This is a genomic window from Adlercreutzia sp. St.1H8 (assembly GCF_059728655.1).
In genome coordinates, this window is the sequence record NZ_AP039376.1 from 2,108,477 (window position 1) to 2,128,560 (window position 20,084).

Below are 20,084 nucleotides of genomic sequence, written 5' to 3' on the forward strand. Positions count from 1 at the left end.
CGCTGAATGCCGCCGAGCGGCGCCCTTCCTAGACTGCTCCTTGAGCGAAGCCCCGCGGCTGCGGGGATGCGCGAGGGAAAGAGAAAGGAGAGTTATGGCCGATTACAAAGAGTGGTTGGACGAGCTCAACCGCGAGGCGTACCACGACGGCGAGTGGCAGTGGCAGGAGGGGGACTTCACCGTCACGCGCACGACGCACTGGTCTCCCCCGGGCTGCCACATGGGCTGCGGCGTCCTGCTGTACACCAAGGACAACAAGCTCGTGAAGGTGGAGGGCGACCCGCTCAACGCCGTCGCCAACGGCAAGCTGTGCATGCGCTGCCTCACCATGCCCGAGGCCGTCAACCATCCCGACCGCCTGAAGTACCCCCTGCGTCGCGCCGGCGAGCGCGGCGAGGACAAGTGGGAGCGCATCAGCTGGGACGAGGCCTATGACGAGATCACCGAGAAGGTGCTCAAGATCAAGAAGGAGCACGGCTCCGAGACCATCGTGGTGGTGCACGGCACCGGCCGCAACATCGGCTGGCAGGTGCCCTACTTTGCGTCCGCCTGCATGGAGACGCCCAACGTGTCCACCTTCGGCTTCACCGGCTTCGCCTGCTACCTGCCCCGCATGATCGGCACCTCCGCCAAGCAGGGCGACATGTTCATCGTCGACGCCTCCCAGGCCCACTGGGACCGCTATGCCAACGAGAACTGGCAGGTGCCCGGCGTCGTGCTGGTGTGGGGCAACGAGCCCATCAAGTCCAACGCCGACGGCTTCCTGGGCCACTGGCTCGTCCAGTGCGTCCAGATGGGGTCGAAGATCATCTCGGTCGACCCGCGCCTGACCTGGTGGGGCGCCCGCGCCGCGTTCTGGCTGCCCGTCCGCCCCGGCACTGACGCCGTGGTGGCCATGGCCATGCTCAACGTCATCATCGGCGAGGACCTCTACGACCACGAGTTCGTCGAGAAGTGGACCTACGGCTTCGAGGCCCTGGCCGAGCGCGTGGCCGACAAGACGCCCGAGTGGGCCGAGCCCATCTGCGAGGTGCCCGCCGACAAGATCCGCGGCGCCGCCCGCCTCATCGCCACGGCGTCGAGCTGCGCCTGCCAGTGGGGCCTGGCCTTCGAGCAGCAGATCGCCGCGCTCGGCGTGACCGAGTCGGTGGCCGACATCATGGCCATCACCGGCAACATCGACAACCCGGGCGGCAACGCGCTGTACCGCTGCGCCTTCCTCATCGAGAAGCGCTACGGCCTGGGCGACGAGTACATCTCCAAGGAGACCTACGCCAAGAAGCTCATCCCGCAGACCTCCGGCATCAACGAGTCCAACATCGTGTCCTGCGCCGACACCGACGCCATCCTGGCGGCCATCGAGACCGGCGAGCCCTACGCCATCCAGATGTTCTGGATCCAGAGCTCCAACGCGCTGTCCTGCGCCTCCATGGACCCGGCCCGCACGCGCGCGGCCCTCATGAAGGTGCCGTTCATCGTGGTGGCCGACCCGTTCATGACCCCGACGGCCCAGGCCCTGGCCGACATCGTGCTGCCCGTGGCCATGAGCTGCGAGCGCAACTCCTGCCGCACCTGGTGGACCCCCGTCCGCACCATGGTCAAGGTCACCGACTTCTACGAGGCCAAGTCCGACGAGCAGATCTGCCTGGACCTCGGCAAGCGCATCAAGCCGGAGCACTGGCCGTGGGAGACCGACGAGGAGTGGTCGAACTGGTACCTGACCGACCAGCTGGCCCCCGGTGGCACCGAGTACAAGCGCACCTGGTGGGAGACGGTGCAGAACCCCTCCAGCCCCGAGAACGGCTGCTATGGCGAGAGCTGCAACGGCACCGCGTACTGGGAGTGGGACGCCACCTACGACAAGTACGCCAAGGGCATGCTGCGCCCCGACGGCCAGCCGGGCTTCAACACCCCCACCGGCCGCGTCGAGCTGTGGTCCTTCGGCTTCGACCACTGGGGCGTCGACCCGCTGCCCTACCACATCGAGCCGCCCGAGAGCCCGCTCTCCACGCCTAACACCTTCAAGGAGTTCCCCATCATCCTGTCCGGCGGCGGCCGCTCCTTCGAGTTCTTCCACTCCGAGCATCGCCAGCTGCCCACCATGCGCGAGTTCCACCCGTGGCCGCTCGTCATGGTCAACCCCGCCGACTGTGAGAAGTACGGCGTGAAGGACGGCGACTGGATCTGGGTGGAGAACAGCCGCGGCGCCCGCTTCAAGCAGCAGGTCAAGGCCACCATCGAGGTGCAGCCCGGCCGCATCCACGCCGAGCACGGCTGGTGGTTCCCCGAGCAGGACGGCGCCGAGCCCAACTTCTACGGCACCTACGACTCCAACCTGAACAACATGACCGAGGCCTTCCGCGTGGGCCAGGGCGGCATCGGCAGCGCCATCAAGAGCATGCTCTGCAAGATCTACCCGGTGCAGCCGGGCGATGTGCTGCCCCATGACGTCATCGCCGAGAAGGGCGACTTCGCCGAGTACGAGCCCGGCAAGCCCTACCAGGTGGTCGAAGAGCCCGTCGTCACGGTCATCAACTAGGAGGAGCAGATGAAGGGAATCCTGATCAACTACGAGTACTGCACGGGCTGCCACTCCTGCGAGGTCGCCTGCCGAAACGAGCGCGGCCTGGCGGCCGGCGAGTACGGCATCAAGCTGACCGAGGTGGGCCCCTACGAGTACACGACCCCCATCGACGCCGACACGCCCTACGAGTGGGTCTACAACCCCACCATCACCAAGGCGTGCGATCTGTGCGAGGCGCGCACCGCGATGGGCAAGATGCCGTCGTGCGTGCAGGCCTGCCAGGCGTGGTGCATGTACTACGGCGAGGTCGAGGACCTGGCCAAGAAGATGGACGGCAAGACGCGCTGGGCGCTCTACACCCCCATCTCCGACGACGCCCGCGCGGTCATGGTGGCCGAGCGCGAGGCGATGGCGGCCGGCACCGCCGAGGCCGGCACCGTGCAGGTGGGCGCCGGGGCCAAGGCCGAGTCGCGCACCGAGAGCTACGGCACGTGGGTCGGCGACATGGAGCTCAACATCGTCCTGCGCGGCGCCGAGAAGCTCGAAGCCTTCCTCGCCGAGTTCGCGACCATCGACCTGGAGGCCGCGAAGAAGGACATCGAGGAGCAGATCATCGCCGACGAGAAGGCGACGGCCTACGTGCTGGCCGCCGACAAGGCCAAGGACGGCGCGGCCCACGAGCTGGGCTTCATGGCCATCGTCATGAACTACGACGCCCAGGGCACGCAGCTGGGCGGCGGCAAGGCCTACCTGGACAAGGGCCAGGAGGTCGCCCGCAAGGACATCACGCTGATGTTCTAAGCCGGAAGCACGCTCCCGGAAAAGGAAAAGGACCCGCACGGGTCCTTTTCCTTTTCTGGCGCCCGTCGCAGAGGACGGCGCGGGTCGCCCCAGCTTACTCGTTGCCGACGGGCGTGGGCGGGGCGGGCTCCAGCTTGACGGCCGTGAGCTTCTTGCCGCCGCACGCGGGGCAGGCGGGCACGCCGGGCGGCACGTCGGCCCCGCAGGCAGCGCAGACGAACTTGGCGCGGGCCGAGTAGGCGCCGCACTTGTTGCAGTGGGTGCAGGGGTAGCACATGGGCGGCTCCTCCTAGGCGAAGTCGCGCGCCGAGCAGCGGTCGATCTCGGCGCTCACCGCATCGTACACCCCGGGGTAGCCGCTCGAGTCCAGGCCGGAGGTGAGGCACGGGATGAAGCCGGTCGTGCGGCCCACCGCGGCGATGGCGGCGTCCACCTCGGCACGCACCTCCTCGTCCGTCCAGTCGGGCTTGTCGACGATCTGCGACTCGATGCCGCCCATGAAGGCGATCTGCCCGCCGTAGCGGTCGATGAGCGCCGGGATGTCGTTGGTGGTGCGCAGGGTGCCCTGCCAGATGTCCACGCCCATCTCCACCATGTAGGGCACGAGCGTCTCGCCGAAGCTGTCGGAGTGATGCACGATCAGCTCCACGCCGTGGTCGCGCCAGTAGCCGTAGATGCGCTTGTAGGGCTCGAGCAGGAACTCCTCGAACATCTCCGGCGCCAGGAAGGTGGATATCTGGGTGCCCCAGTCGTCGTGGTGGAACAGGGCGTCGGGCTTGACGTACTTGAGGTGCGCATCGGCCAGGCGCAGCTCGTAGTCGACCACCTCGTCGATGAGGGCGCGCATCTCGTCGGGCTCCTCGTAGAAGCCGACGAGCGCCTCGGTGATCTCGCACAGGTGGTGCACCCGCTCGAACACGCCGGGGAACACCGCGCTCGTCACGAACTGCTCGGAGCGGTCGATGGCGGCGGCGCGCGCTGCGATGGGCTCCCAGAAGGCGGGGTCGTCCAAATCGCCGGGCACCTTCACCTGGCTGCGCCACTCGGCGATGTCGGTGACCACGCGGTGGGCGGCATCGTGCAGGGGGAACAGCCCCGGCTGGCCCGCGATCTGCCGCTGGTAGCAGCCCCAGGCGTCGATGAGGTAGCCCTCGTCGGCCATATGCGAGCGGTCGCTGAGGGGGCTCGCCATGATGAGCGCGAGGGCCTCGTACTGGTTGACGTAGCGATCAGGGCTGCCGCCCCGAATGCACTCGATGAGGTTCTGCCGCTTGGTGAGCATAGGAGCGGCTCCTTTCTCGCGAAGGCGGCCGGGCCGGCGGCGGAGGGCTCCGCGCCGGCCCGGCCGAGGGCGCTACAACGAGCCGGCCAGCTCGTGGGCGTCCCAGATGGCGTTCATGATGTTGGCGACCGAGCGGGCGTCGCCGATCTTGTGGACGAGGGGGCGGGCAAGGCGCAGCTCGTCGTAGAGCGCGTCGTTGGCGCGGTAGCCCACGCACTCGACGACGCCCGTGGCGGGCACCTGCACCTCTCCCTCGGGCGTCTCCACCACCACGCAGCCGTCGGCGAAGCCCACGGCCTGCGAGCCCGTGAGCACGCGCACCCCGTGGAAGGGCAGCAGGCGGCGCAGCATCTCGAAGTTGGCGGGGCAGAGCGGCCCGTTGAGCTCCAGCACGTCGTCCAGGGCCTCCACGAGCGTCACCGTGCGCCCGTCCTGGGCCAGGTGGAGCGCCAGCTCGCAGCCCACCAGGCCGCCGCCGATGACCACCACGTCGCGGCCCGGGTCGGCCTCCCCCAGCAGCACGTCCTCGGCCGCCAGCAGCGGGGCGCCGGGCAGCGGGAAGCCCTTGGGCAGGGCGCCGGTGGCCACGATGACGTGGTCGAAGCCGCCCTCGGCCGCCATGGCGGCCGTCACGGGCGCGTTCAGGCGCACCTCCACGCCCTCGCGGCGCAGCTGCTCCTCGTACCAGGCGATGAGCGCGTGGTCGTCCTCCTTGAAGGCGGGCGCGCCGCCGGGCACGAGGTTGCCGCCCAGGCGCCCCTTGGCCTCGCAGAGCACCACGTCGTGGCCGCGCAGGGCCGCCACGCGCGCAGCCTCCATGCCGGCCGGGCCGCCGCCGGCCACGAGAACGCGCTGGCCCTTGAGCGCCGGCATGAGCGCGGCGTAGCGCTCACGGGCGCACTCCGGGTTCACGGCGCAGGAGATGTTCTTGTAGCGGATCATGCGCCCGAGGCAGCCCTCGTGGCACGACAGGCAGGGCCGGATGGCCGCCACGTCGTCCTGGCGCAGCTTGTTCACGTAGGCGGGGTCGGCCAGAAGCGGACGACCCAGGCCGACGAGGTCGCAGACGCCCTCGGCCACCGCGGCAGACGCCATGGCCGGATCGTCCATGCGCCCGGCGCAGATGACCGGCACGTCCACGGCGTCCTTGACCATCTTGGCGAAGGGACGGTACATCCCCTTCTCCAGGTACATGGGCGGATGGTTCCACCACCAGGCGTCGTAGCAGCCCACGTCCACGTCCAGGGCGTCGTAGCCGTAGGACACGAGCAGGCGCGCGGCCTCCACGCCCTCGGCCACGTCACGGCCCATCTCCTCGAACTCCTCGCCGGGCAGGGCGCCGTCGCGCAAGCCCTTGACGAAGCTCTTGGGCGAGAAGCGCAGCGTCACGGGGAAGTCGTCGCCGCACTGGGCCTTGATCTCCTCGCACACCTCGCGGGCGAAGCGCAGGCGGTTCTCCAGGCTGCCGCCGTACTCGTCGTCGCGCTCGTTGAACAGGCTGATGGCGAACTGGTCGAGCAGGTAGCCCTCGTGCACCGCGTGGATCTGCACGCCGTCGAAGCCGGCGTCCTTGGCGATGCGGGCCGCACGCCCGCACTGGCGCGTGATGTCGCGGATCTCCTCCACCGTGAGCGGGCGGCAGTCCACGTCGAACCAGCGGTTCTGGATGGCCGAGGCCGACACGGGCGCCTCGCCCTCCGGGAACTCGGCGTAGACGCGGCCGAAGCCGGCCGAGATCTGCAGGAAGATGCTCGACCCGTAGGCGTGGACGCGCTCGGTCATCTCGCGCGCCGTGCGGATGAAATGCGGCGGGTTGACGGTGGCCGAGGGCGTAGAGGGGTACTCGTGGGTCTCGATGTTGTTGGCAGCATGGGTGACGCCGGTGATGATGAGGCCGGTGCCGCCCTTGGCGCGCTCGACGTAGTAGTCGATGCCGCGCTGGGTGAAGCCGCCCTCCGCGTCGCCGAGGCCCATGGGGCCCATGGCCGCCATGGCGAAGCGGTTGGGCAAGGTCACGCCGGCGATGGACACCGGCTCGAACAGGTTGGGATACTTCATGGGGTCTCCTCCCGTGAGTCAGGCGGCCGCGGCCTGCGCGGCCGCGAGGGAAGGACGCCCCGCCCCGGCGCCGCGGGGACGCGGGCGGGGCGGGGCGCCGGGGCCGCGGGGCTAGCGGGCGTCGTAGAACTCCTCGACGGCCGCGAAGAACGCCTCGATGTTCTCCCACGGGCTCATCGGCGGCACGTCGCAGCCGGTGGAGGGCACGAAGTTGGGGTACTTGGCGCACGCCCCCATGAGCGCGAGGGTGGCCTCCCGCACGCTCTCCGGCGTGCCGTTGCGGATCTCGCCCGCCGGGTCCACGTTGCCCATGACCAGCACGTCGTCGGGCATGATCTCCAGCATCTCGGCCATGTCCGAGGCGTTGCCGAAGTGGTAGCCCATGGCGCCCACGGCGGCCACGGCCTCGGGGGCCCTGGACACCGACGGCCCGCAGTTGTGGTAGATGACGGCGAAGGACCCGTCCTGCACGGCATCCACGACGCGGCGCGCGTAGGGCGTGGAGAACTCGGCCATGAGCTCGGGGGAGAGCAGCCCCGCCAGCGGCTCGGCCATGACCACGCCGTCGGCGCCGGCCTCCTTGAACGCCTGGGCGTAGGCGCAGATGAACTCCGCGCACTTGCCCAGCACCGCGTGGACGAGCTCGGGCTCCTCGTAGCACAGCGGCATGACCTCGTTGACGTCCATGAGGCGCCCGGCCAGCGAGAACGGGCCGATGACGCCCGCGAGCACGGGGCGGTCGGAGATCTTGGGAGCCACCTCGCGGATGGCCTGGAGGTAGAGCCCCGTGCGCCCCGCGCCCGCCGCGGGCACGGCCAGCCCGTCGGGGTCGGAGTCCTCGTCGACGACGGAGCCGATGACCGTGGGCACCTCGTCGTCGGTCACGCGCACCTGGCTGCCGAAGGCCTCGGCCTCCACCGACAGGTCCATGAACGACACGGCCGCGGCGGCGTCGACGCGCCCGGCCACGAGCTCCATGGCCTCGGCCTGGCGCCCGGCGTCGCCGATGAGCTCGGCCACCGTGCACCCCATCATCTGCACCGCCGGGAACGACAGCACCGGCAGCGGCTTCTTGCGCTCGGCCGCGATGAGGTCCGCGGCCCACTGCTTCATGTCCATGGCCCTACCCCCGCACCAGCTCGACGGCGCGCGCGGCAGCGGCCCCGGCGTCGGGCGTGTAGGCGTCGGCCCCCACCTCGTCGGCGAAGGCCTGGGTGACCGGAGCCCCGCCCACCATGACCTTCACGCGGTCGCGCAGGCCCGCCTCCTCGATGGCGCGGATGGTCGCGCCGATCTCGGGCATGGTGGTCGTGAGCAGCGCCGAGCAGCACACGATGTCCACGTCGTCGTGCTCCTGGAGGAACGTGACGAACTGCTCGGGCGCCACGTCCACGCCCAGGTCGGTGACCTCGAAGCCCTTGCCCTCGATCATCATGCGCACGAGGTTCTTGCCGATGTCGTGCATGTCGCCCCTCACCGTGCCGATGACGGCCTTGCCGACGGGCTCGGCGCCCTCCTCGGCCAGGTGGGGCTTCAGGACCTCGGTGCCGGCGGCCATGGCGCGGGCGGCCACGAGCATCTCGGGCACGAAGGCCTCGTTGCGGCTGAAGCGCTCGCCGATCTCGGACATGGCGGCCACGAGCGCCTGGTTGAGGACCTCCTCGGCGCCCAGCCCCTCGTCGAGGGCCTGCCGCACGAGCGGGGCGACCTCCTTGCGCTTGCCGCGCAGGACGGCCGAGTAGATGTCTTCGATGATGGTCATGGATGGTTTCCCTTCTCCTGGTGTCTTACGTTCCGGAGGCGCGTTCCCCTACGCCACCGGATGGGCGGCCGCCCACTCGCGGCCGTAGCGGTCGAGCTCCGCGTTGAGGATCTCGCTGTTGCGCGTGCGCAGCAGCGGCGCGGGGGCGCCGGGGAAGAAGCGGCCGGCCGGGCAGTAGGCGTCGACGCAGCGGCGCACCTCGGCCACGATGGCCTCCTCCGACGTGTCGGGGTTGTCGATGGCCGGGCCGTCGATGCCGCCGATCATCGCCAGCTTGCCGCCCGTCTTCTCCTGGATGGCCACGATGTCGTTCTGCGGGATGACGCCCTGCCAGATGTCGATGCCGATGTCCACCATGTCCTCGGCGATGGGCTCGCAGATGCAGTCGGCGTGGTGGACGTAGATCATGCCGCACTCGTGGATGACCTGCGCGATCTCCGTCTGCAGCGGCTTGATCATCTCGCGCCACACATCCGGCGGGAGGAACAGGTTCTGCTTGGAGCCCCAGTCGTCCTGGAAGAAGATGACGTCGGGTTTGAGCCGGCGCGCGGCCTCCTTGATGGCGCGCTTCTTGTAGTCGGCGATGGCCGTGAGCATCTCGAACATGGCCTCGGGCTCCTCGAGGTAGGCGCAGAAGGCCTCCTCCATCCCCATGAGGAAGTGCGAGCGCTCGAACAGGCCCTGGGCGCTGAAGTACTCGACGAAGCGCTCGCCGCGGTCGACGCTGGCGGCGCGGGCCTCGGCCTCGGACCAGTCAAGGCCGTCGAGCGACGGGATGACCAGCTGCTCGCGCCACTTGGTGATATCGGTCACCACGGCGTTCTCGTCGGTCACATGCGGATGCTTGCCCGGCGCGTCGGGCGGGAACACGCACACGGTTCCCCAGGAGTCCTTGTGCTCCAGGCCGTCCCTGGGCACCGAGTCGCTCTTCCAGATGGGATCCATCATGATCTCGACGGCGCTCTGGAAGTCGCCGTACCACTCGGGCTGCCTCCCTTCCAGGATGGCCATCATGTTCTCACGCGGGGTCATTTCCATGGACATCTTTCCTTTCCCCTCGGATGCGTTCGTGCCCGCCGCAGAGGGCGGAACCCCTGGGACGCAGCCTATAAAACCGGCTCCGGGCGGGCATGGGGCCGGAAGCCTTATCTTGGAAGGAGGGCGCAAAACCCCAGGTGGGCCATTAGACCGGAAGGATGAAAATGGGCGGCTGCGTAAGCCGCGGCGTTTTCGGCCAAAAGGCTTTTCCGCTGCTGACCTGGCGATACGGGTGGTTTTGCCCGGTCGGGGCCGTGGGTGAAAAGCCACGGCTTACGCAGCGCGCAAAAAGGCCCCCGGCAGGTGCCGGGGGCCTTCGGGGCGATCGATGTCGCGATCAGCTTACTGGCCGGGAGCCTTGGGAGCAGCCGGGGCGCCAGGGGCCGCCGGGGCGCCGGGAGCGCCAGGAGCCGCGGGAGCGCCGGGGGCACCGGGGGCGCCGGGCATCGCGGGGCCGGCGGGCAGGTCCGCGCCGCACTCCTTGCACTTGGTCTCAGCAGCGCCGTTCTTGGCGCCGCACTGGGGGCAGGTCTTGTCGATCTCGACAGCAGCAGGTCTAAAGCACATGGGAGCATTCCTTTCATCATCCGGTTGAGCTTCCAGAGGGCACTTTACCCTCTCCGAAAGGATCGGTGCATCCCCCCAAACCACTTAAAAAAGGGTGGAAACTCTAGTACCTTTCGGCTGATATGGAAATATATCACCCGGTCAGAGCCGGGTTATCCCATGAAATGAGGTAATGGGGGCCCTCCGTTCCCGCCAAGGGGACAAAACGGGTGAATCGTCCTACCCATCCCCCACGCCAAGCAGCTCGAGAAGCTCCTTGCGCGTGTTGATGCCCGCCTTCTCGTAGATGTGGCGGACATGGGCCTTGACGGTTCCCTCGGCGATGTAGAGGTCGCGGGCGATGGTCGCCATGGTCTTCTTGCGCGCCAGCAGGCGCATGATCTCGTCCTCGCGCGGACTCAGGCCGCAGCGGGCGGACAGCTCGTCGCAGCGGGCGGCGACCGCCTCCTCGCGACGGGACTCCTCCGCCAGGCTGTCGTCGTCGAGCGAGACGGTCCAGTGCGAGTCCCAGCGCCGCTCCGAGAGGAGCAGCAGGGTGATGAGCGCCACGAGCAGCGCCACCATCACCACCGACACCGTGGACTGGGCGACCGCCGACATCCCCAGCGCGCCCAGGCCAGCGTCCACCCCCACGCCCACCATGGTCAGCAGCTGCACCGCGTAGAGCGGCGCCACGAGCACCGGCGCCGGCACCCCGCTCTTGCGCGCCATGGAGCACAGGAGCACCAGCGTGAACACGTGCATGAGCGTGTAGCTGATGGAGATGAGGTAGCTCGACACCGCGTCGCCCATCACGCTCTGGGCCGGCACGAGCAGAAAGCCGCAGACCATGAACAGCATGGGCGCCCGCGATGCCTTGATGAGCACCACGCGGTCGGCGAAGAACCATGCCGAGGCGAACACGACCGCGGCGGCGATCATCGTGGCGTAGGTGGAGCCGCGCCCGGTGCCGGCCACCATCTGCATCTGCCGCAGGCCGTAGGCGAAGGAGTACAGGGCCATGAGGACGTAGAGCTTCCAGGGATAGGAGAAGCGCGGGAACAGGCGGTGGGGCAGCGCCGCCTCGGGAATGCTGCGGAACGCCGCGCGTACGCAGGCGCAGGCGGTGAGGGGCAGGGCCGTGAGCAGCACCGCCAGCTGGAGCGGCGCCATGCCGTTGCCGAGGAAGGCGATGAAGCCGCCCAGCACGTAGGCGGACGAGAAGCACAGCACCACGCGCAGGGTGGAAAGCGACGAGACGGCCTCCACGTTCAGCAGCGAGAACAGCAGGAAGCCGGCGCCGCCGAGCACCGAGGCCACGGCGCCGAGGGAGGCCAGCCCCTCCCCCGCCGCCGCCAGGGCAAGCGCCGTGGACGCCAGCATGAGGCCGAGCGCCGCGGCGCCCGCGGCCGGATGCCCGCCTAAGGGCACCACCCGGCGCGCGAAGACGAGGGCCGCCAGCGCCACCAGCACGTAGCCGCCATCGAACATCAGGTGCGACGACAGCGGCACCGAGGGCACCGCCACCACCGGGTTGGCAAAGAGCAGCGCCACCCAGGCACGCGCGAACCCCACGCCCAGGAAGACGAGGGGGACCGAGCGAACCGCGGGGTCTAAAGTTGTAGGCAGCTTCAAGTTCATGAATCGATTATACGCCGACGGGCGGCCGCGCGCGCCGAGGCGGCCGCGCCCCCAAGCCGAAGGCCCCCGGGGCGGGGGCCTTCGCTGAGGGAGGGATGCTGGTCAGGCTACAGGCCCGCGACGTAGCGGCCGGTCACGAAGCCCGTGGTGATGGCGCGGCCGACGGACAGGCCCTCGATGTCCATGGGGTAGTTGCGGTTGCCGAAGAACGGGCCGGAGGCGTTGCCCACGGCGAACAGGCCCTCGATGGGCTTCTGGTCGGCGTCGAGGCACTGGAAGTTGCCGTCGCACCACAAGCCGTCCACCAAGGCGTCGATGTTGTTCGCGCCGCGGGGCACCGCGTAGCAGGGGGCCTCGATGGGCACCAGGTACTCGCTGCGCTTGCCGAAGTCGGTATCGCCCTCGCCGGCAGCCACCATCTCGTTGTAGCGGTTGATGGACTCCACGATGGCCTCCACGGTGTAGTCGTGGGCCCACTTCTGCTCGTCGGCGTAGGCGATCATGTTGGCCGCCAGCTCCTCCAGGGTCTCGCCCTTGATCCACGCCTCGGGATCGACGTTGCGGTAGGCGTTGTGGATGGAGATGTCAGAGAACGGCTTCCACGCGTCGTAGTGCTCCTGCCAGTTGGTGGGCACGATGGAGAAGAACTTGACGGCGGTGTCCTCGGCGAAGTCCACCTCGGCCAGGTACTTGTTGGTGAACTCGTTGAGGTAGCCCATGCGGCAGCAGCTCTCGTCCATGAAGCGCTTGCCGTGGCGGTCGAGGAACAGGTAGGGCATCTCGAAGCGCACCTTCGGGCCCTCGCCGTGCACCATCTTGGTGTGGGAGGCGGGGCACATCTGGGCGCCGGCCCACAGGGCGGCCTTCAGGCCCGTGCCGTTGCGGAAATCCACGGCCTGGTGCAGGCCCTTGGCGTCGGGGGTGTAGTAGTGCAGCATCTCGGTGTCGCCCACGTAGTCGCCGGCGGCCATGATGACGCCCTTCTTCGCCTTGAGCAGCACGTGCTTGTCGTCGGACTTGCGCTTGCCGATGGCGCCCACCACGCGGTCGCCCTCCTTGAGCAGCTGCACGCAGGGGGTCTCGAAGAAGATCTCGGCGCCCTCGGCCTGCACGGCGTCGCCGATGACGAGCGCGCCCTTCTGATGGCCCTCGTCGTGGAAGTAGGTGTTGGCGTGGAAGTACACGTCGTGGCCGTTGCAGTTGACCACGTAGTCGTAGGGCTTCGAGACGCTGCCGCCGGCGGCCGCGGCCTCCTCCCACCAGGCAAGCGCCTCCTGGGAGTTGCGGGCCCACGCCTCCACCTGCTCGGCGCTGGACCGGTAGTCGCTCTTGTAGCTGATGAACGAGACGGCCGCCTTGATGCCGGCCTCGCTCGTCTGGGTCAGGTCGATCGACGCGCCCATGTTGCCGGCGGTCTGCACGATGGGCAGGCTCTGGAGCACGCCCACCGAGGCGCCGGCGGCACGCGCGGCGTGGATGGCGGCCAGGCCGGACTCGCCGGCGCCCACCACGACCACGTCGTACTCGTGGGTCTCGGCGAAGTCGGTCACCGGCTCGGGGGTCAGCAGAAACGACGGCACGCCGTCGGCGGAGCCGGTGGTGGCGGCGGTGCTACCGGCCTTGGGCACGCCGCCCTCGGGGGCGACGACCTTGGGCGAGCAGCCGGCCAGGGCAGACATCCCCAGGGCACCGACGGCGGAGAGGCCGCCGAACTTGAGCAGATCGCGACGCGACAGGTTGGAAGCGAGCTTGGACATGATGGGTTCCTCCTTCGGGAAGCCGCGCGCATCAGGGCGCGGCGCGTGTTCGATCAGGACGTGCGGCCCGTGCGGGGCCAACGCACGTGCGGCCTACGCGGTGGCGGGCAGCGCGCCGGCCTCCTTCATGGACAGCCAGCCGGCGGGCAGGTCGTCCTCGGCCTCGTCATGGCACTGGGTGCAGTAGTACACCGAGGCGCGGTGGGCCTTGTGGCACGTGGTGCAGTCGAGCTTGTCGTGCTGGATCACGTGGGGGTTGAACGCACGGTCGGCCGTCTTCTCCGCCAGCTCCTCGCGGGTCATGGGGTGGCAGCTGTCGTTGAGGCACAGCTCGTCCTTCGCCACGCCAGACGCCTCGGTGAGCTGGGATGCGCTCCGCTCGAGCAGGACGCCGTCGTAGGCGCCGTTCAGCACCACCTCGTAGTTGCCGCTCACCCAGTTGATGCCCTCGGAGATCTGCTCGCTGAGCACCGGGGTGTGGCAGTCCAGGCAGGACGAGTCCGCCTCGGCGCGGTGGTAGGCCGCCGTCATGGCCGCGGCATCCGTCACCTCGTTGCCCCACTTGTCGGTGCCGGCCTGGCCGGGCTCGGCCTCGTAGGTCTCCAGGTACGGATCCATGGGCACGTGGCAGATGGCCCCGCAGAAGCTGGGCTGCTCGTGCCAGACCCACATGCCGGCCCCTGCGACCACCACGATGGCGGCCACGACGCCGATGATCACCGGCGCCTTCTTGGGGCGCTTGGGACTCGCCTTCTTCTCCTCTGTCGTCATGGGTACCTCTTTCCCTCTCGCCTTCCCGCGCCGCGCCACGCGCCGCCCGGGAGGCCTCCCTCTCTCTCGCCCGCGCTCCCCTCGGAGGCGCGAGCTTTGACCCGATTGTGCGCCGCGGACCCCCGCACGCGCATCTGCCAAAGGGAAGAAAAGGGTGTATTTGCCTAAACCCCGTTATAAACCATGGGTTTGACCTGGGAAAAGAGAGAAAGGAAGCAGAACGGGGAACAGAGCTCCCAGCGCCAGGCAGGCAGCGCTGAGGCGGCGGCGGGGCCGAAGCGAAGGCTGCGAAGCTTCTGAGCGAAGGCCCCTGCCGCCGCCTCGGCGCAGAGGGAGCCGTAAGGCAGGCGGGCGAGACAAGGGCCGCACGGCCCCCGAGCGAAGGCCCCTGCTGCCGCCCCGTCGGCGCGGGGGGGCGCTGCGAGCCTACTCGTTGCTCTTGAGGGACTCCACCATGTTGACGGCGGAGAGCTTGCGACGCATGACCAGCATCACCAGGAAGGTGAATACCATGGTCAGCAGGAAGGCCACGGCGAAGCTGAGAGCGTGGATGTCACGGCCGAACATCACCTGGTCCACCTCGGCCGTCACCACCACGAATCCCTCCAGGAACAGGCCGAGCACCAGGCCCGCGGCCGCCCCGATCACCGAGAGCAGCACGATCTCGCGGTAGATGTAGAGATCCACCTCATGGGCGGTGAAGCCGAGTACCTTGAGCGTGGCTATCTCGCGGGCGCGTTCGGTGATGTTGATGTTGGTGAGGTTGTACAGCACGATGAAGGCGAGGGCCGCCGCGGCCACCACCAGCACGACCACCACCAGGTTCACCGAGCGCAGCATGGTGCGGTAGGACTCGATGGTCTCGTCGTTGTAGGCGATGGTCTTCACCGCGCCCGTGGCCCGGGCCGCCTCGTTGAAGGCATCGTGGGCGGCCGCGCCGACGCCGACATCGCCGAAGGCCGAGCGGTACTTCGGCGCCGCGCCGTAGGCAGCCTCGTAGGCGGCGGGCCCCGCTATGGCGTAGTTGTACACGTAGTTCTCCATGACGCCGGTCACCGTGAGCTCGTGGGTGTCGGAGGTGGCGTTGCCCAGCACGTCCTGGCCCGCCAGGGTGACGACATCGCCAGGGCCCACCCCCAGGGTGGTCGCCAGCTTCTCTGTCAGAACCACGCCGTCCTGGCCCAGGGAAATCGGCTCATGGCCCTCCCGCGTGCGCATGACCCAGAGCCGCTGGAAGGCATCGGGATCGGCCGGCACCTCCAGCGTCACCATGACATCGGAGGCATCGGGGCCCGAGGCCAGGGCCGCCTCCTCGAAGGCGATGGCCGGCGACTCCATGAGGGCCGCCACCGCGCCGAGGGCCTCCTCGTCAGCATCCTCGTTCACCGTGACCACCGCGTTGTAGCGCACCAGCGCGCCGTACTGCTTGTCGATGATGTCGTTGATGGAGTTCTGAAGCCCCAGGCCCGTCAGCAGCAGCCCCGTGCAGCCGGCAATGCCGATCACGGTCATGACCAGGCGCTTCTTGTAGCGGAACAGGTTGCGGAACGTGACCTTCCACGAGAAGCTCAAGCGGCGCCACAGCGGGCGGACGCGCTCGAGCAGAATGCGCTTGCCGGCCTTGGGGGCCCGCGGGAGCATGAGCGAGGCCGGCTGCTCGCGCAGGGTGGCAGCGGCGGCGGCCCAGGTGGCCCCCAGGGTGACCCCCACGCCCAGCCCGGCCGCCAGGAGCGCTAAGGGCCAGTCGACGGGCAGCGGCCCGCGCGGCACGAAGTAGATGATGGAGTAGGCCTCCATGATGACGGCGGGAAGCACCTGGGAGAGCACGGCGATGCCCGCCGCCGCCCCGGCCGCCGAGGCCGCGCCGGCGTAGACGAGGTACTTCGACGTGATGCGCGCGCGGGAGTAGCCGAGCGCCTTGTAGGTGCCGATGAGCACGCGCTCCTCCTCCACCATGCGCGTCATGGTGGTAAGCGCCACCAGGGCCGCCACCAGGAAGAAGATGAAGGGGAACACCGATGCGATGGAGTCCACGCGCGCGGCGTCGGCGTCGAAGCTGACCACGCCGTGGCTCTTCGTGCGGTCCATGACGAGCCACTCGGCCTCGGGGATGTCGTCGATGGCCTGCTGGGCGTCGGCCAGCTGCTGCTCGGCGTCGGCGAACTGGCGGTCGGCCTCGGCGCGGGCGTCCTCCCACTCCGCGAGCCCCTGCTCGTAGTCGGCGCGGCCCTGGGCCAGGGAGGCGCGGGCCTCGGTCAGCTGGGCGGCGGCATCGGCGAGCCGCCGCTCGCCCGCGGCCAGCTGCTGCTCGGCGTCGGCGCGGGCCTGGGCCAGCTGGGCCCGGCCGTCGGCCAGCTGCTGCTCGCCCGCGCGGAACGCGGCCACGGCGGCGCGGGCCTGCTCCAAGCCGGCGCGCCCCTCCTCCACCTGGGCGCGGGCGGGCTCGATCTGCTCCACACGGACCTGGTTGAGCTGGGTCAGGGCCTGCTCAGCCTGGGCGAGCCCGGCGCGGGCCTGCTCCAAGCCGGCAGCCGCCTGGGCCCGCTGGGCCTCCAGCTGGGCGATGGCGCCCGGGAGCGCCGCCTGGGCCTGCTCGAGGGAGGCTATCTGGGCCCGGAGCGCGGCGGCGGCCTCCTCGTCCGGCGCGGCGGAGAGGGCCTCGTGCAAGGCGGCCAGCTGGCCGGGGAGGGCCTGCTGCCGCGCACGAGCTTCGGCGAGGCCGGCGTCGATCGAGGCGAGGGCGACCTGGGCCTGGTCGATCCCCTGCTGGGCCTGGGCCCGGGCTGCCTCGGCCGCATCGGAGCCGGCCTGCCACTGCTGCTCGGCCGCGGCCAGCTCGTCGGCGCCCTCCTGCCACTGGCGCTCCAGGGCGGGCAGGTCGGCCTCCGCCTTCTCCGCCGGGGCGCGGCCCGCCTCAAGCTCCGCGGCGGACGCGTCGAGCTGCGCCTGGGCGTCGTCCATCTGCCGCGCGGCGGCCGCGCGCTGGCGCGCCAGCTCCGCCGCCCCGGCATCATAGTCAGCCTGGCCCTGGGCCACCTCCCGCTCGCCCTCGGCGATGCGCCCGGCCGCCTCGTCCAGCTGGGCGCGGGCGGAGGCGAGCTGGGCCTCGGCATCGGCGCGCTCAGCCTCGAAGTCCGCCCGGGCATCGTCGAGCTCGGCGTCAGCCTCGGCTACGAGCGCCGCGCGGCGGGCCTCCTCCCGAGCGGGGGCCAGGGCCTCCACCCGCGCCATCACCTCGTCCACGCGCGCCTGGTAGGCGTCAGAGCCGGCACGCTCGTCGGCGGCGCCCTTCACGGCGAGGAACGCCTCAGTGAGGGGCGCGTCGGCGGCGAACGCGGCGCGCGGCACGTACATGAACTGCTGGACGGAGCCGGACCCCAAGGTAGTGGCGCCCATGGAGGTGGACGACACGTAATAGGGGGTGCGCGCATAGCCCACGATGGTGAAGCTCCGCTCGGCCAGGGCGTCGTCGAGGTCCTGGGCGCCCTCGGTCACCGTCACCACGTCCCCGAGGTGCGTAGGCGCGCCCATGACCCGATCGCGCGATATTACGCACTCGTCCGGCGCCGCGGGCCAGCGGCCCTCCACCAGCACGAGGCGATTCAGGTAGTCGGGATCATCCGAGGCCACCGCCGACCCGTCTGCCGCCGCCTCGCTCGTGGCGGCGGCGTCGGGCAGCGAGTGCATGCGCACGGCGTACTGCTCGTCGCCGATGGAGGCCATGACATCCGTCTCCCAGGCCCCCATGACGGCCTCGACCCCCTCCACGCCGCGCAGGGCCGCCAGGTCGTCCTCGGAAAGCCCCAGGGTGGACACCACCCGCACGTCCATGAGGGCCGTGCCGTCGTAGTAGCGATCAGCGGCCAGGTTCATGTCCGGGCAGGTCATGCGCAGCCCCGCGTAGAAGCCGGTGCCCAGCGCGACGATGGCCGCGATGGCCAGGAAGCGCCCGAGCGAGCGTCGCATCGAGCGCAGCGTGTCTTTCGCGAAGGCGCCGGCCACCGCGGGCTACTCCCCTGCCGCCCGTGCGCCGCCGCGGCGCTGCGGCACCCGCCGCCGCGCTACCATTCCAGCACCTCGGCCGAGAGCGGATGATCGTTGAGCTCCATGGCGGCCACGCGTCCCTCGCGGATGTGGATGACCCGGTCGGCGATGGCCGTGAACGCGGAGTTGTGGGTGACGAGCGCCACGGTCTTGCCCGTGTCGCGGCAGGTGTCCTGCAGAAGCCGGAGGATGGCCTTGCCCGTCTCGTAGTCCAGGGCGCCGGTGGGCTCGTCGCACAGCAGGAGCTTGGGGTTCTTCGCGAGCGCGCGGGCGATGGCCACGCGCTGCTGCTCGCCGCCGGAGAGCTGACCGGGGAAGTTGTCCATGCGCCGTCCCAGCCCCACCTGCCGCAGCACGTCGGCCGCCGGCAGCGGGTCAGAGCAGATCTGGCTCGCCAGCTCCACGTTCTCGAGCGCGGTGAGGTTCTGCACCAGGTTGTAGAACTGGAAGACGAAGCCGATGTCATGGCGGCGGTAGAGCGTGAGCTCCTTCGCCGAGGCGTGGGATATGTCGCGCCCGTCGAGCACGATGGAGCCCGACGTAGGCGAGTCCATGCCGCCGAGCATGTTGAGGAGCGTGGTCTTGCCCGCGCCGGAGGGCCCCACGATGACGACGAGCTCGCCGCGCTCGATGGCGAAGTCCATGCCGTCGACGGCCGCCACCTGCACCTCGCCCATCTGGTACACCTTCCGCACGTCGCAAAACTCGACGAAGGCCACGATCCACCCCCTGCCCGGTAAGTAAGTAGGTAAACACTCTTACTATACACGAGTTGGCCGACACTCACGACACGAGGCGCCGAGCCCGCAGCCCGTGGCGCACGCAACGCATGGCGCCAAGCCGCGGCGCGTGACGCCGAAACCGCATCACGTAGCGCCGCAGCGCGCGCCGTCACACTCGCGCCCATCCCGCGATATCTTTCTCGCTAACTTCGCAAACTGCTCCTCAACGCGGCCATGTTCTTTTGCGTTTTTCATGCTTTCGCCCCCGAACGTAAACGGCCGTTTACAGCGTTTTTCCTGATAGGACATACAGTATCCGCAGCAGATCTCCGCACGATCTGCCAGCACCCACCCAGAGCCATCGCTCTTACCCTGACGGCATCTCACCCGAGTGATCACATTATTGTAAATTCAGTTTCTATTTATTGCATTCACCCGATTCACCCCCTATGATGCGGAGGAGAACATGACGAAGCGACGAGACGTGGTGCGGTTCTTCACCGAGCATGGGTTCTGGTCGAAGGGCGGCACCAAGCACGAGAAGTTCACCAACGGTAAGGACACCATCCTCATCAAGCGCCATCGGGAGATAGAGGATGCGGTGTTCGAGAAGCTGAAGAAGGACGCGGGCCTCAAGTAGCGAGGAAGTGGTGCCATGCAGTACACCTACGAGTTCGAGATGTGGCGCAGCGAACAGAGCTGGTGCCTCGCCCCCTTCGGAATCCCGGGGGCCACCCAGGGAAGCGATGTGGAGGACGCCTGCGAGTCCGCAGCCGACCTGCTTCGAGAGACGATATGCGATTACCTCATGCGGGGTGAGGAGCCCCCTGCTCCCCGCTTCGGTAATGAGCCCGAGCGCGGCGGCATCCGCGTCATCGTCTCCGTCGACGCCTCCCTCGCCGACATCCCCAGGATGTCGGCCTCCCAAGCAGCCGCGGCGCTGGGAGTCAGTCGCTCCCGTATCTCGACCATGATCGGCGCCGGGCTCCTCGACGGCTGGAGGGACGGCCGCAACACCTACGTCACTATCGCCAGCGTAGAGGCGCGCCGATCCGACCCCCGCCCCGCGGGCCGCCCGCGCGCGGATTCGCATCGCCCCGTCGGCTAGGGATCCCGACAAAAAAGGCGGCACCCAGAT

16 protein-coding genes are annotated in these 20,084 nt (G+C 69.3%); 4 read left to right on the forward strand and 12 right to left on the reverse strand.

What is annotated here, in order from left to right:
• The first annotated feature begins 94 nt into the window (after nucleotides 1-94).
• Together AC6I0Y_RS08315 and AC6I0Y_RS08320 are read left to right on the forward strand one after the other, a co-directional pair.
• On the forward strand, nucleotides 95-2,539 hold the full coding sequence (locus tag AC6I0Y_RS08315) for a molybdopterin-dependent oxidoreductase (protein WP_160708242.1): 2,445 nt from the start codon (nucleotides 95-97) through the stop codon (nucleotides 2,537-2,539).
• Between the two features lie 9 nt (nucleotides 2,540-2,548).
• The gene (locus AC6I0Y_RS08320) at nucleotides 2,549-3,325 is read left to right on the forward strand and encodes a hypothetical protein (protein WP_497730879.1); all 777 of its coding nucleotides are present in this window, start codon (nucleotides 2,549-2,551) and stop codon (nucleotides 3,323-3,325) included.
• A gap of 94 nt (nucleotides 3,326-3,419) precedes the next feature.
• Here the strand turns inward: AC6I0Y_RS08320 and AC6I0Y_RS08325 are convergent, their stop codons facing one another.
• The 12 genes from AC6I0Y_RS08325 to AC6I0Y_RS08380 form a co-directional block, all read right to left on the reverse strand.
• Nucleotides 3,420-3,602, reverse strand: a complete 183-nt coding sequence (locus tag AC6I0Y_RS08325; RefSeq protein WP_160708240.1) for a hypothetical protein — start codon at nucleotides 3,600-3,602, stop codon at nucleotides 3,420-3,422.
• Between the two features lie 12 nt (nucleotides 3,603-3,614).
• Complete coding sequence (locus AC6I0Y_RS08330) at nucleotides 3,615-4,607, reverse strand: uroporphyrinogen decarboxylase family protein (protein WP_497730881.1); 993 nt, start codon at nucleotides 4,605-4,607, stop codon at nucleotides 3,615-3,617.
• 72 nt (nucleotides 4,608-4,679) lie between these two features.
• Nucleotides 4,680-6,665: an FAD-dependent oxidoreductase gene (locus tag AC6I0Y_RS08335; protein WP_497730883.1), complete on the reverse strand. Its 1,986-nt coding sequence runs from the start codon at nucleotides 6,663-6,665 to the stop codon at nucleotides 4,680-4,682.
• Between the two features lie 111 nt (nucleotides 6,666-6,776).
• The gene (locus AC6I0Y_RS08340) at nucleotides 6,777-7,784 is read right to left on the reverse strand and encodes a uroporphyrinogen decarboxylase family protein (protein WP_497730884.1); all 1,008 of its coding nucleotides are present in this window, start codon (nucleotides 7,782-7,784) and stop codon (nucleotides 6,777-6,779) included.
• A gap of 4 nt (nucleotides 7,785-7,788) precedes the next feature.
• Nucleotides 7,789-8,427, reverse strand: a complete 639-nt coding sequence (locus tag AC6I0Y_RS08345; RefSeq protein ID WP_497730885.1) for a corrinoid protein — start codon at nucleotides 8,425-8,427, stop codon at nucleotides 7,789-7,791.
• A gap of 48 nt (nucleotides 8,428-8,475) precedes the next feature.
• Nucleotides 8,476-9,465, reverse strand: coding sequence for a uroporphyrinogen decarboxylase/cobalamine-independent methonine synthase family protein (locus AC6I0Y_RS08350; protein WP_497730886.1), 990 nt, complete (start codon nucleotides 9,463-9,465; stop codon nucleotides 8,476-8,478).
• A gap of 342 nt (nucleotides 9,466-9,807) precedes the next feature.
• Nucleotides 9,808-10,032: a hypothetical protein gene (locus tag AC6I0Y_RS08355; protein WP_160710301.1), complete on the reverse strand. Its 225-nt coding sequence runs from the start codon at nucleotides 10,030-10,032 to the stop codon at nucleotides 9,808-9,810.
• A 219-nt stretch (nucleotides 10,033-10,251) separates the two neighbouring features.
• Nucleotides 10,252-11,652, reverse strand: a complete 1,401-nt coding sequence (locus tag AC6I0Y_RS08360) for a helix-turn-helix transcriptional regulator (RefSeq protein ID WP_497730888.1) — start codon at nucleotides 11,650-11,652, stop codon at nucleotides 10,252-10,254.
• 107 nt (nucleotides 11,653-11,759) lie between these two features.
• Complete coding sequence (locus AC6I0Y_RS08365; RefSeq protein ID WP_497730889.1) at nucleotides 11,760-13,409, reverse strand: FAD-binding protein; 1,650 nt, start codon at nucleotides 13,407-13,409, stop codon at nucleotides 11,760-11,762.
• A gap of 93 nt (nucleotides 13,410-13,502) precedes the next feature.
• A complete protein-coding gene (locus AC6I0Y_RS08370) occupies nucleotides 13,503-14,180 on the reverse strand; it encodes a cytochrome c3 family protein (protein WP_497730891.1) in 678 nt (225 codons plus the stop codon).
• A 426-nt stretch (nucleotides 14,181-14,606) separates the two neighbouring features.
• Nucleotides 14,607-18,146 (reverse strand): FtsX-like permease family protein, encoded by a 3,540-nt coding sequence (locus AC6I0Y_RS08375; protein WP_497730893.1) that lies wholly within the window; start codon nucleotides 18,144-18,146, stop codon nucleotides 14,607-14,609.
• 95 nt (nucleotides 18,147-18,241) lie between these two features.
• Entirely contained in the window at nucleotides 18,242-18,943 is a 702-nt protein-coding gene (locus AC6I0Y_RS08380; RefSeq protein WP_160708999.1) for an ABC transporter ATP-binding protein, read from the reverse strand.
• A gap of 469 nt (nucleotides 18,944-19,412) precedes the next feature.
• Here AC6I0Y_RS08380 and AC6I0Y_RS08385 point away from each other — a divergent pair, with 469 nt between their 5' ends.
• Complete coding sequence (locus AC6I0Y_RS08385; protein WP_160709001.1) at nucleotides 19,413-19,586, forward strand: type II toxin-antitoxin system HicA family toxin; 174 nt, start codon at nucleotides 19,413-19,415, stop codon at nucleotides 19,584-19,586.
• 15 nt (nucleotides 19,587-19,601) lie between these two features.
• The gene (locus AC6I0Y_RS08390; RefSeq protein ID WP_160709003.1) at nucleotides 19,602-20,054 is read left to right on the forward strand and encodes a helix-turn-helix domain-containing protein; all 453 of its coding nucleotides are present in this window, start codon (nucleotides 19,602-19,604) and stop codon (nucleotides 20,052-20,054) included.
• Nucleotides 20,055-20,084: the final 30 nt, after the last annotated feature.